Genomic DNA, 13,474 nt, shown 5'->3' with positions numbered 1-13,474 from the left:
CCCTACTAAATTGGGCCGAGCATATATTGTTTCCTCGAAGCAACTTTATGCCTATAGTATGACTGAATGTGTATGTTGTCAACTGGATTCATCAGATATTTATTCCAGTTTCATGCGGCGTTTGACGATGCAATCACCATTTTATGCTTGAAGGGGAAACAAGATCCATGTTATATGTATATATGAGCAATTATTCATATAATTGGAGTGATACCTATATGATATGGGACGTAATCGTTATCGGCGCGGGGCAGGCAGGATTGGCAGCTGGCTATTGGCTGCAGCAGGCAGGGATGAAGTTTCTGTTGTTGGATCGGGGGATGGAGGCAGGTGAAACATGGAAGACGAGATATGATTCCTTGAGGTTGTTTACGCCGAGGACTCATAGTGCCTTGCATGGAATGAGGTTAGAGGGGGATCCCGACGGGTTCCCGGATAAAGATGAGATGGCGTCCTATCTGAAATCGTATGCAGCGCGGTTTAGGCTGCCCATTCAGTTTGAGACGGATGTGAAGTGTGTCCGGAAGGAAGAAGACCGTTTTATAATCGACACCCATCAGGGAGAATATCATGCAAAGGCGCTGATCATCGCTACCGGGCCCTTCCGGCAGCCTCGAATTCCGACGTTTGCAGCATCGGTTCCAGAGGATATTCTCCAGCTGCACTCATCCGATTACAGGCGACCTTCCCAGCTTCAGGAGGGCGGCGTTCTTGTCGTTGGCGGCGGGAACAGCGGGGCACAGATTGCGGTCGAACTGTCACGTGGTCGGGAAACGTATTTGGCCCTCGGACAGCAGCCGCGGTATTTACCCATGACCATTGGGGGAAAGGGCATGTTCTGGTGGTTGGACAAACTCGGCATTTTATCTGCCGGCGGTTCCTCCTGGGTGGGGCGTAAGCTGAAGCGCCGCGGAGACCCGATTTTTGGATATGAATTGAAACAAGCGGTCAAGTGCGGTAAAGTGGTGTTGAAAAAGAGAGCCGTTGATGCCGGCGCTTCCGGAATGCGATTCGAGGATGGAACGGAGCTTAAGGTTCAGAATATTATCTGGGCGACCGGCTTTGTTCCCAGCTATGATTGGCTTCAAGTGGATCAAGCGCTGGATCAAGAGAAGGCTGTTATTCATACACGCGGTATCAGTCCGGTAAAGGGGCTCTATTATGCAGGTTTGCCTTGGCAGACGCACAGGGGCTCCGCACTCTTGGCAGGAGTTTCACGGGATGCCCGCGAAATCGTTCAAGCCATTATGGAGAAGAGGGGATTAGTTTATGGAAAAAGAGCACCATGAGCTGCTGCACGAAGACGAGGCCATGGAAGCGTCACGACTGCTGAAGGCCATTTCGGATCCGACGCGGATCCGGATTCTTCATTTGCTCTCGCAAGAAGAATGCCCCGTCGGCCATATTGCCGAGGTGCTTGGCATGAGTCAGTCGGCGGTATCCCACCAGCTTGGCTATCTGCGAAGTTTAAGACTGGTCAAATACCGGAGGGAAGGAAATACATATTTTTATACGTATGAAGATGAGCATGTCATCGGGATCTTACGGCAGGTGCTGGACCATATCGCTCATTAGAATCGCCTGACCCGTTCATGCTTGACATTCCGCCCGTCCGGCTGTAATGTATTGGAAAATGAATTTCCCGTGAATAACGATCATCAAGGACATGAGGATGCAAGATTCGGCGAGACAGAAAAGAAGCCCTTGGCTGAAAGGCTTCCCCCGCTAGGCTGTGTCCTTCCTACCTTGTAGTTGCCCGCTGTGAACAAGCGGCGCCGGTTTGGCCCGTTACCGCCGTATGAAGCATCTTCAATGGAGCGTCTTTTGTGTCCGGCAAGATGGAATCAGGGTGGTACCACGAGCACATTCGTCCCTAGGAGCGAATGTGCTCTTTTTGCGCTCAGGCAGGTTCATTCATGGATATAAGAAGGAGTATGAGGAAGATGCGGCAAAGCCAATTATTGATGACAACGATGCGTGATGTGCCTTCCGAGGCGGAGGCACTGAGCCATCAATGGATGCTCCGCGGCGGCTATATCCGTCAAACGGCAGCAGGAATTTATTCGTATCTGCCGCTGGGATGGCGGGTCTTGCGAAAGATCGAAGCTATTATTCGGCAGGAAATGGATGCCTCCGGCGGACAGGAGATGCTCATGCCCGCTGTTCAGCCCGCCGAGCTGTGGAAGGAATCGGGCAGGTACGATGTTTACGGTTCGGAACTCATCAGGCTGCATGACCGCCATAATCGGGAGTTCGTGCTTGGACCCACTCATGAAGAAGTGATTACGTCCATCGTTCGCCAAGAGATTTCTTCGTACCGGAAGCTGCCAGTCAACCTGTACCAAATTCAGAACAAATACCGTGATGAGCGGCGTCCGCGTTTTGGTCTGCTGCGGGGGCGGGAATTCCTGATGAAAGATGCCTATTCCTTTGACCGGAACTGGGAAGGCCTGGATGTGTCCTACCGGAACATGTATGAAACGTATGAACGAATCTTTAGACGCTGTGGTCTGACGTTCCGGGCGGTGGAAGCCGATGCGGGTGCCATTGGCGGGCAAGGGGAAACCCATGAGTTTATGGCACTGGCGGATATAGGCGAGGATACCGTTGTTTCCTGCAGCGATTGCAGTTATGCAGCAAATCTGGAGCGAGCGGAGTCTGAGGCTTCAGCTGAGCCTGCAGGAAGAGTATCCGTAAAGACCGACGGAAGCTCAGTTATAGAACGGGTAATAACTCCCAATGTGAAGAGCATTCAGGAACTGACTGACTTCCTGCAAGTCGGCCCGGAGCAATTGATCAAGACGCTGATTTACCACGTGGACGGAGAACAGGTTGCGGTGCTTGTCCGGGGAGACCGCGAAGCAAACGAGGCAAAGGTGAAGTCTTACCTAGAAGCAGAACTCGCGGAATTAGCGAGCGCCGAAGAGGTGATGCAGGCGACGGGAGCCCCAGTCGGGTTTGCGGGACCGGTAGGTCTAACCCTGAAGGTATTGGTCGATTCCGAAGTCGCAGCTATGGCAGAGGGGATCACCGGTGCTAACCAGGGGGATACCCATCTGAAGGGAGTCCGCCCAGGACATGATTTTTCGCTGGAATACACCGGGGATTTCCGGAATGTAACAGAAGGTGAACCTTGTCCGCGCTGTGGAGCTCCGCTTCAGTTTCATCGCGGGATTGAGCTTGGACATGTGTTCAAGCTGGGTACGAAGTACAGTGAGGCTATGAACGCCATGTACCTGGATTCCGACGGACGGGAGAAACCGCTGATCATGGGCTGCTACGGTATTGGCGTCTCCCGCGTCATGTCCGCCATCGCCGAGCAGTGCATCTCGGATGAGCGGTTGGTCTGGCCGATGTCCGTGGCTCCGTTCAAGGTGCACATTATCCCGGTTGCGGTTAAGGATGAGATTCAGATGAAACTGGCTGAACATATCTACATCGAGCTGAACAAGGCTGGTCTGGAGCCGCTGTTGGACGACCGGGACGAACGGGCCGGCGTCAAGTTCAAGGATGCCGACCTTGCCGGCGCTCCGCTGCGTCTGATCGTTGGTCGCGGAGCCGCTAACGGAGAGGTCGAATGGATGGGCGAGGACGGAATCAAGATCACCCTGCCTGCCGAGGAAGCCATCCAGCGCTCATGCGAGGAGGCAGTCCGTCAGCTGGATGGAGCCTTCCAATAAGAGTCGAGATTCATTAAGTTGGAGATGAGAGGGAAAGAACTTTACGCGTAACGGATGGAACCTATATCGGATATTAGAATAGCTTTAAAAATATAGTGGAAAACGTGCATGTCAGTAGGAGGGAAGGCAACCCAATCTTTTTTTGAGGTTGCCTTATTGTTTTGTTAGAAGGGGGACGTTGCATAGGCTTACATGATTACGATAATGATGCAGCCGATCTAGGCTTTATAATGAACGAGCTCGAAGCAGCGGAGCAGACGAATCGATTCCGGAAAAGCGGCAGCGTTCGCCTTTGCCCTCGGATTTTTACAATGGATAAATACAGTAAGGAAAATCCGAGGGCAACAGCGATTGGAGGAACGATACGTATGCGCAGCGTCCTCTAGTGAAACATAGTAACTTGCTCGCTTCAATCCTCTAACCAACATGCAGGGCAGCCTTGTATACATATCCCGAATACAGGCTTATGATGAAGGAGTCGGAATTGAAGTCATAATGCGGATGGAGGTTGCATCTACGATGAATCAGGAAGAGAAGGGACCAAGCCCGGACATTCATCATATAGAAGAACATCAGCTCAGTCAGGTGAAGATTACATTGTCCAACCCCTTAAGATGGGTGAACAGCTATGTGCTGCGGGGTGATGACGGTATGACCATCATCGATCCGGGGCCGCGAACGAGTTCCTCGGAGCAGGAATGGCTGGCGGCGATGGAGCAGCTTGGGTTCGAGTTCAGCGACATCGCTTCGATCGTGCTGACCCATCATCACCCGGATCACTATGGGCTTGCCGGGTGGTTTCAGGAGCGTTCGGGCGCCAAGGTGTGGATGTCAGAGCGGGCGCATCGGGAAGCGATGCTCATGTGGGGAACGGATTCCGCGATGGATCACGAACTCCCGGCGTTCTTCCGGCAGCATGGCATGCCGGAAACCAAGCTTGCCCTGCTGCCGGAGCATCTGAACGGCTTCTTCCCCCAAGTTACGCCGCAGCCGGAGATCTCGTTTATCAGCGAGGATCTTCCGTTCCGGATGGGCAGCCGGATATGGGTCCCGGTGCAAACGGCCGGCCATGCTCCGGGACAACTGTCGTTCTTCCATGCAGACAGCGGCGTTCTGCTATGCGGCGATGCCGTGCTGCCGCAAATCTCGCCCAACGTGAGCCTGCTGCCCGGCAGCGATGCCGAGCCGCTGGCACTATTCCTCGCAGGGCTGCGCCGCCTGCGGGAACTGCATGTCCGGACGGCGTACCCCGGACACCGCCACCCGTTCACGCATTTCCGTGAACGGATCGACACGCTCCTCCTCCATCACGAGGAGCGCCTGGCGACCATCGCCGGCATGCTGAGCGCTGCCGGTCGCCTAACCGCCTTCGAGGTCTGCACCGCCCTCTTCGGCGAGAAGCTCGGCATCCACCAGCTGCGCTTCGCCATGTGCGAAGCGCTGGCCCATCTCGCCGAGTTGGCCCGTCGCGGGGAAGCCGAGGAGATTGAAAACGAGGATGGAATGCGCTATTTTTATGTACGGAAACAGCCGCATTCCTGATATAATCAAGACATAAATAAAACCGTCTGCTTGTACGTTGACTTCCATCATGCGTAGAATAGGCGGTTTTTTGTTTAATAGATTTAGAGGGCTACATTGTGGAGCATCTCTTGATCAGATGCAGTCGGATAGTCTGCCCGAACAGCCGCTGCGATCAGGATGCTTGGCAAGTGGCGCCACGGCTTTTTTATAGAAGAGAAGGCCGGTAATACCTAAGATGGGGGGCCTTCCCTCATTAGAGTCAGAGTTTCTCACTACCCCGCATATAGTTGATGTACCTTGCTGTTTAAGTAAGGCATTCCCTCAAGGCTTTTTTCTTAATCACTCGTCATCATGATCCACTCCACCATATTCGTATCGAAGCGTTCCCTTGGTTCCGCCATTTTCATGTTATAGGATTCGTATCTCATAAAGCCCCTTAAAGGAGAATCTGTCATGAAGAAAAAAGATGTGGTCGCTATGCTGCTCGCAGGAGGTCAAGGTAAACGGCTGAAGGGCCTCACGAAGACGCTCGCCAAGCCGGCTGTTTATTTTGGGGGTACATACCGGATCATTGATTTTCCGCTGAGCAACTGCTCCCATTCGGGAATCGACACGGTTGGGGTGCTAACCCAGTATGAACCTCTGGTTCTGCATTCTTACATTGGCGTAGGAAGCGATTGGGACATGGACCGGTTGAATGGAGGCGTATTCGTGCTTCCGCCCCATGAACGGGAGGACGGGACGACCTGGTACCGCGGGACGGCGGATGCGATTTATCGGAATCTTAAGTTTATTGATCAGTACGATCCCGAGCACGTTTTGATTTTGTCGGGAGATCACATCTATAAGATGGATTATGACCGTATGCTGACTTACCACAAGGAGAAGGATGCCGATTGCACCATCTCCGTCATCGAGGTGAGCCTGGACGAAGCGAAGCGGTTCGGCATGGTGAATACGGATGAGAACTACCGGATTTTCGAGTTCGAGGAGAAGCCTGCACATCCGAAGAGTACGACGGCATCCATGGGCGTTTATCTGTTTCGCTGGAAGCTGCTGCGATCCTATTTACTGCGGAATGCGGAGCATCCGGATACGAGCCATGATTTTGGCAAAGACATTCTGCCGAGCATGCTGACGGACGGCAAAACGCTGTACGCTTATCCGTTCGAAGGGTACTGGAAGGACGTCGGCACCATCGAGAGCCTCTGGGAAGCCAATATGGATATGCTCTGCGAGCAGCCCAAGCTGGACTTGAACGATCCGCTGTGGCGCATTTACACCCGGAACCCGAATCAGCCGGCAGAGTATATTTCTCCAACCGGCGTCGTCCGGAACAGCATGATTAACGAGGGCTGCACCGTGTGCGGCGAGGTAGAACATTCGGTCCTCTTTTATGGCGTGGAGGTAGGGGAAGGCAGTGTCATTACCGATTCCGTCATTATGCCCAAGGTGCGCATCGGCAGCCATGTACGGATACACCGGGCGATTATCACTGAGGACATGGTCATTCAAGATCATGCCGTCATTGGTCCGCCTCCTGAAGATCCATCCCGGATTGTGCTTGTAAGCGGTCAAGATGAAGACGTCCTGAAGCTGCTTCAATCGTCGTCTTCGTCCCATAATAATCAAGGTTAGGACGGGATTCGCAGATGAGAGAACTCATGGGTATTATTAATTTGGAGCATGAACGGGATGTATTGAGTGAATTGACGTATTACCGGTGCGGGGCCGCTGTGCCTTTTGCGGGGAGGTACCGCCTGATCGACTTCGTGATGTCCAATATGATGCATGCGGGCATCGAGGATATTGCGCTGTTTGTTCGCAGGAAATACCGGTCCCTGATGGATCATCTGGGCGAAGGCAGGCCTTGGGATATGCATCGTAAGCGGGGCGGCCTGTTCATACTTCCGCCGGATTGGAACGATGAAGCCGATGTGTCCGCCGGCGAGCTGCGGCATATTTATAACAATCTCGATTTTTTTGAGCGGGGATCCGCGAAGCATATCGTGCATTCCGGCAGCCAGCATATAAGCACCGTCGATTTGAATGAGGTATACGAATACCATTTGGAGCAGGGCGCCGACGTGACGCTTGTTTATACAAAAGTGACTGCACCACGGGAAGAGCACCGTTCGTGTGTTCGCCTCGATGTCGATGAGGACGGCATGGTCAAGGATATTCATTACGATCACAAGCATGATGCGGTATACATGGAGGTGTTTGTGATGGAGAAAGCGCGGTTTCTGGAGATGGCCGACCACTGCATCGCCCATGGGGGCAGCCATTTCTTCCGGGACGCGATCATGCGTAACCGGCACAAGCTGAACATTGCGGGATATGAATACCTCGGCTATCATGCGGTGATCAATTCGCTTGAGAGCTATTATCGTACCAGTATGAACCTGCTGAATCCTAAAACGTATAACAGCTTGTTTCGCAAGCAGGCGGTCCACACCAAGATCAAGTATGAGGTTCCCGCTAAATATTTGAATTCGGCCGATGTGAGCAACGCACTGGTGGCCAATGGCTGCCAGATCGACGGGGAAGTAAAGAATAGCATTCTGTTTCGCGGAGTACAGGTAAAACGAGGCGCAAGCATCCATAACTCCATCATCATGCAAAAATGCGTCATTGGCGAGAATGTGAGGCTGGAGAACGTCATACTCGATAAAGATGTGATGATCTCGCGGGATCATAAGCTTCAAGGGGATTTTCGCAAACCTTTTGTCATCGCCAAGGACATCTCGATTTGATCACAAAATAATTCGAATCCGTCAGGAGGAACTTTCTTTTGTTTAACAACAAGGAAACATTCAAGCAGGTCTTTACGGAGCAGTTGGTGAGTCGGTTGGGGAAGGGACTTGAGGAAGCGACAGCTGAGGATGTTTACAAAACACTCGGCGGCATGATCCGGGAGTATGTTGGACGGGAATGGGCGGCCGCCAATCGGATATACCGGGAGACCGGGCAGAAGCAGGTATATTATTTCTCGCTAGAATTTTTGATCGGGCGGTTAATGGGAAACAATCTGCTGAACCTGGGTGTGCTGGATATGGTCCGCAGCGGCCTTTTGGACCTCGGGTGGAATTTGGATGAGATTGAGGAGCAGGAACCGGATGCAGGACTCGGCAACGGGGGGCTCGGACGTCTAGCGGCATGTTTTCTCGATTCGTTGGCATCACTAAGCTATGCAGGCCACGGGTGCGGAATCCGGTATAAGTACGGATTGTTTGAACAGAAGATTATTGATGGCCACCAAGTCGAGCTGCCGGACAACTGGCTTCAGCGGGGCAACGTCTGGGAAGAACGGCGGGCTGACAAGGCGGTGGAAGTGCGCTTTTGGGGCCGCGTGGAGGTGGATGTGCAGGAGGGGCGAACCGTGTTTCACACGATGGATTATGAGCGGGTTCTGGCGGTACCTTACGACGTTCCGGTGATCGGGTACGGTGAGGGGCAGGTGAACACGCTGCGATTGTGGAGCGCCGAGTCCGCTTCGGATATATCCAGAATCCGTTCGGCTCATCATCACAACAGCTATTATAAATTTTTGGAATATAACCGTTCGGTCGAATCGATATCGGAGTTTTTGTACCCGGATGATTCGGCTTACGAAGGCAAGCTTCTCCGGCTGAAGCAGCAGTACTTTCTCTGTTCCGCGGGCGTTCAGAGCATTCTCAGGACGTTCGACAAGCTGGGACGGTCCTATCATGAGCTGCCCGAGCATGTGGCCATTCATATCAATGATACGCATCCGACCTTGGTGATTCCGGAGCTGATGCGGATTCTTATTGACGATAAGGGTTTCGGTTGGGAGGAAGCCTGGGACATCACGAGCCGGACCGTTTCCTACACAAACCACACGCTGCTTAGCGAAGCTTTGGAGAAATGGCCGGCCGGCATGGTTCGTGAGCTGCTGCCGCGCATTTACATGATAATCGAAGAGATCAATAAGCGGTTCTGCGGCATGCTGCTGGAACGCTATCCTGGCGACCATGAGCGCATATCGCAGCTTGCCATCATTGAAAGCGACCAGATCCGCATGGCCAATCTGGCAATTGTGGGCAGCTATCATGTAAACGGCGTGGCGGGGCTGCACACGGAACTGCTTAAGACACAGGTCATGAAACCGCATTATGAGCTGTATCCGGAGCGATTCAGCAACAAAACCAACGGGATTACCCACCGGCGCTGGTTGATGCACAGCAACCCCGGCCTGAGTCAAGTGATATGCGATGGTATCGGCGATTCATGGATCACGGATCCGCATCAATTAATTCAGCTCAAGGGGCTGAAGACCGATTCCGCCTTTCAGCAGGGGATTCAGCGGATCAAACAGAACAATAAAGAACGGCTTGCCGATTACATCGCGAATAAGCAAGGGATTGTGATTAATCCCGATTCCATATTCGATGTTCACGTGAAGCGGCTGCACGGCTATAAACGGCAATTGCTGAATATATTACGGGTGATGCACGCGTATAACGAGATTAAGGATCAGCCAAGCGCGGATCGCGTTCCCCGTACCGTCATTTTTGGGGCGAAGGCAGCGCCGGGTTATTATCTGGCCAAAAGCATCATCAAACTCATTAATGTCGTTGCCGAAGTCGTGAATAAGGATCCGCAGGTCAATGACAAACTCCAGGTGCTGTTCCTGGAGAACTATTCGGTGTCTCTGGCGGAGAAGATTATCCCCGCAGCTGATGTAAGCGAGCAAATTTCCACGGCTGGCAAGGAGGCATCCGGCACGGGAAACATGAAGTTCATGTTGAACGGCGCTTTGACCATCGGCACGCTGGATGGGGCTAATGTGGAGATGTTCGAGCTGCTTGGCCATGAGAATATGTTCCTGTTCGGATTGAAGCTGGAGGAAGTGCTTGAGTATTACAGGACGGGAGCTTATGTATCCAGGGAGCGGTATGAGCAGGATCCCAGAATCGCCCGTGTGCTGAATCAGTTAATATCTTCAGGACCTTTCTGCTGTCACGAGTTGGAGTTTGGTCAGATTCTCCAGTCCCTGCTTGATCATAACGATGAGTTTTTTGTATTAGCGGACTTTGCCAGTTATGTGGCAACCCAGTCGGAGATCGATCGTGCTTATTTGAATACCGGAGCCTGGACCGAGAAATCGATAATAAATATGGCCCACTCCGGACATTTCTCCAGCGATAACACGATTCACCGTTATGCATCCGACATCTGGAATGTTTCTCCTGTTATGGTTGGTGCGAACCGGTAATCTATCTCTATCACATTCTTCAAAAAAAAGGACCCCGCCATAGGCTTGGCGGGGTTTCCATAGGTGCTCTATTGGAATGTTCTTCATCATATCATATGATGGATCTTTTCAAAAATGACTAGATAGATTTACCGATTTACGTGATTGGACAGCCCGTTTTTTCATAGGTGAGAGGAGGCTTCTTATTATAGAAGAAACTCATTGTTCCGGCCCGTAAAGAGGTATGCTTTCTATCTGCATTCGTCTATAATTCTTTGAAATTACCTACTCTCGGCTTGGATAGCTCCCGTCCGGTGAGCTGTTTCCTGCTGGTAGGCAGAAAAAAAGAAGATTCGCATGTTGAGCGAATCTTCTTTTTATGAGGCGTTTTATTCTTTTGGAAGCTCTTCGGTTGTGCCGTACAACTCGATCTCACGCTCCGCTTGCTTGCGATGGGCGATCCGGCTGCTGGCGGCTGCGGCAACCGCGCCGACGATATCGTCGAGGAAGGTATGTACACGGCCGCTTGATTTATCATTCAATTGCTCAAGAATGCCGGGTTTAAGCTTGTCGATATACCCGTAGTTGGTGAAGCCGATGCTTCCATATACGTTAACAATGGAAAATGCCAGGACTTCATCCACGCCGTATAACCCTTCGTCATTGGCCAGCATTTCTTGAAGCGGGGATATGAGATTGCCTTCCTCCGCCAAAATATCTAGTTGAATTCCGGTTAATACGGCGTTTTGGACTTCGCGTTTGCTGAGTACGGCATCCACGTTCTCCATGCACTCGTCCATGGTCAAATTCGGGTAGTATTTATTCTGAAGGATCATCACCAGTTCCGCGATTTCCTCCAACTTGATTCCACGCTTATGCAGCAGGCTCCGTGTCGCATCCGCTACCTTCTTGCTGTTCAGACTGTATGGAATATTTGAATCGTTTTCTGCCATGATGGAACTCACCTCATTTTCGTGGTTGATGAAGATGCATACGACGATTGTACTTTTTCCACCCCCCCTTTGTCCAGAAAGGGCAAAACTGAGAGTTATTTTTTTGGAAAGGGCTCGTATACATAGGAGTACAACCTGTACAAAAAAATGTTAGGGAGGAACAATACATGAAACGTAGTAAACGTAATCTTCGCAGGCTTTCCGCCGCCGGGCTGCTTGCTGTTCCGATCGTCTTGTCCGGCTGCGGCGTATTTTCCGGGAAGCAATCGGAGGCGATTGACCCGCCGCCTGCGCAAGTGGAGAAGCAAATGCTGAACACGGCCGGATCCACAGCGGCACAAGGTGACATTGGCACGCAGACAACGGTTTATCTTTCGGATGCGCGGGGAATGCTGGCACCTGTAACCTTGGGTATTCCGAAGGTAGAAGGTGCAAGCGCCGTGAAAGAATCTCTTGAAGTGCTTGTGAACGGAGGCCGCTATGCTGGCTATGTTCCACAGGGTTTCCAGGCGGTATTGCCTGCAGGTACGCAGATCCATAATGTGACGGTCGATCCGGAGAGCAAATTGGCCGTTGTTGAATTCAATAAATCGTTTACGGAATATCAAGCGGCAGATGAACGAAGAATCTTGGAGGCGTTGACGTGGACGCTGACGGGACATGAAGGGATCGAATCGATGCAGGTATGGGTGGATGGAGTCAAACTAACGGAAATGCCGGTCAATCACACGCCGCTGGACCGTCCGCTTTCACGAGCAATGGGGATCAACCTTCAAAAGGCGGATGACGCATTGTACACTTCCTCTTCGCCGGTTACCGTCTATTTCTCTTCAGTGACGCCAGACGGCATTCAGTATTATGTACCTGTTACCAGACTTGTTCCGACTGGACAGGATGCGGTTAAGGCTGCTTTGAACGAACTGATCCGGGGGCCGCATTACGGTGATGGGCTTGTCGAGGTCATCCCGGACGATACCACCGTTGCATCGGTCGAAGAAGGAGAGGACGGCGCTGTTACCGTATCACTTCAGGACAGCATGTTTGAGCAGGGAGAGCAGGTTCCAACCGAGCTGCTGCAGGCCGTCGTGCTAACCGTAGCCGAGAATTCGGATGATGCGAAGGTCAAAATTCGAATGAACGATCTCTCCGAGGTGGTTGGAACGGATAGCCGTAATTACAGCGAGCCTGTCAGCCGTCCGGAGTTCATTAACGAAATTTCGATCTGACCCTTCACGGCCATCTTTGAAATATGCGCCGGAAAAGGTGCTTTTGTGCCTGCACTTTGGTAGAATAGGGAATGCTAATCAGGATTGCGATAAGAAGTAGGAGGCAGAAAACATGAGATCTAACGGACGTAAGAGCGATGAGCTTCGACCGATGAATTTATCGACCCATGTGAATAAATATGCGGAAGGCTCCGTGTACATCGAGATGGGAGACACCAAGGTGCTGATTACGGCGACCGTGGATGAGAAGGTTCCCCCGTTTCTGAAAGGACAAGGAAAGGGCTGGGTGACGGCTGAGTACTCCATGCTGCCGCGCGCAACACAATCCCGCAACCAACGGGAAGCCAATCGCGGTAAACTCAGTGGCCGGACGATGGAAATTCAGCGATTGATCGGCAGAGCGCTTAGGTCTGTTGTGAATCTGCATGCTCTTGGCGAGCGGACAATTACGCTGGACTGCGATGTAATCCAGGCGGATGGCGGAACGCGGACCACCTCCATTACAGGAGCATTTGTAGCTTTAGCCATAGCGGTAAATAAAATTGCAGAACAACATAAACTAGCGGTATTTCCGATTACGGACTACCTGGCCTCCATTAGCGTAGGCATTGCAGGCGGACAGGCGCTGCTGGATCTGAATTATGAAGAGGATTCCAAAGCGAAGGTGGACATGAATCTGGTCATGACCGGAAGCGGCAAATTCGTTGAGGTTCAGGGAACCGGCGAAGAAAGCCCGTTCTCTCGTGAGGAGCTGGATCAGATCCTGGAGCTCGGGGAACAGGGAATCCGCGAGCTGATCGAACGTCAGCAAGAGGCGCTTGGCCCGATTGCAGCAAAAATCGGTTCCGTGAATGCGAGTACTGGAGTATAATC

The 13,474-nt window shown here is 52.1% G+C and carries 10 protein-coding genes; 9 read left to right on the top strand and 1 reads right to left on the bottom strand.

Translation table 11 applies throughout. The annotated features are described in order from the left end of the window. Window positions 1-221 precede the first annotated feature (221 nt). From M4D81_RS13705 to M4D81_RS13675, 7 genes are all read left to right on the top strand, one after another. Window positions 222-1,289: a flavin-containing monooxygenase gene (locus M4D81_RS13705; RefSeq protein ID WP_260067125.1), complete on the top strand. Its 1,068-nt coding sequence runs from the start codon at window positions 222-224 to the stop codon at window positions 1,287-1,289. After that, window positions 1,270-1,575, top strand: coding sequence for an ArsR/SmtB family transcription factor (locus tag M4D81_RS13700; RefSeq protein ID WP_071223457.1), 306 nt, complete (start codon window positions 1,270-1,272; stop codon window positions 1,573-1,575). The genes M4D81_RS13705 and M4D81_RS13700 overlap by 20 nt, the downstream gene beginning before the upstream one ends. Before the next feature lie 368 nt (window positions 1,576-1,943). Then, window positions 1,944-3,680: a proline--tRNA ligase gene (locus M4D81_RS13695; RefSeq protein WP_260066909.1), complete on the top strand. Its 1,737-nt coding sequence runs from the start codon at window positions 1,944-1,946 to the stop codon at window positions 3,678-3,680. Between the two features lie 519 nt (window positions 3,681-4,199). After that, a complete protein-coding gene (locus M4D81_RS13690) occupies window positions 4,200-5,222 on the top strand; it encodes an MBL fold metallo-hydrolase (protein WP_260067124.1) in 1,023 nt (340 codons plus the stop codon). Between the two features lie 435 nt (window positions 5,223-5,657). Continuing rightward, window positions 5,658-6,842, top strand: a complete 1,185-nt coding sequence (locus M4D81_RS13685; RefSeq protein ID WP_260066908.1) for a glucose-1-phosphate adenylyltransferase — start codon at window positions 5,658-5,660, stop codon at window positions 6,840-6,842. A gap of 14 nt (window positions 6,843-6,856) precedes the next feature. Next, window positions 6,857-7,960 (top strand): glucose-1-phosphate adenylyltransferase subunit GlgD, encoded by a 1,104-nt coding sequence (glgD, locus tag M4D81_RS13680; protein ID WP_071223454.1) that lies wholly within the window; start codon window positions 6,857-6,859, stop codon window positions 7,958-7,960. Window positions 7,961-7,998: 38 nt separating this feature from the next. After that, the gene (locus tag M4D81_RS13675) at window positions 7,999-10,443 is read left to right on the top strand and encodes a glycogen/starch/alpha-glucan phosphorylase (RefSeq protein WP_260066907.1); all 2,445 of its coding nucleotides are present in this window, start codon (window positions 7,999-8,001) and stop codon (window positions 10,441-10,443) included. 368 nt (window positions 10,444-10,811) lie between these two features. Here M4D81_RS13675 and M4D81_RS13670 read toward each other — a convergent pair whose 3' ends face one another. Next, complete coding sequence (locus tag M4D81_RS13670) at window positions 10,812-11,375, bottom strand: phosphatidylglycerophosphatase A family protein (protein ID WP_071223452.1); 564 nt, start codon at window positions 11,373-11,375, stop codon at window positions 10,812-10,814. A 167-nt stretch (window positions 11,376-11,542) separates the two neighbouring features. On the opposite strand from M4D81_RS13670, the gene M4D81_RS13665 reads away from it, so the two are divergent. Both M4D81_RS13665 and rph read left to right on the top strand, forming a co-directional pair. Further along, on the top strand, window positions 11,543-12,601 hold the full coding sequence (locus M4D81_RS13665) for a GerMN domain-containing protein (RefSeq protein ID WP_260066906.1): 1,059 nt from the start codon (window positions 11,543-11,545) through the stop codon (window positions 12,599-12,601). 112 nt (window positions 12,602-12,713) lie between these two features. Continuing rightward, window positions 12,714-13,472: a ribonuclease PH gene (rph, locus tag M4D81_RS13660; protein WP_015733982.1), complete on the top strand. Its 759-nt coding sequence runs from the start codon at window positions 12,714-12,716 to the stop codon at window positions 13,470-13,472. Window positions 13,473-13,474 lie beyond the last annotated feature (2 nt).

The sequence above is a fragment of the Paenibacillus sp. p3-SID867 genome, assembly GCF_025142895.1.
Classification (GTDB): domain Bacteria; phylum Bacillota; class Bacilli; order Paenibacillales; family Paenibacillaceae; genus Paenibacillus_AQ.
This window is presented reverse-complemented; position numbering and strand designations above follow the sequence as displayed.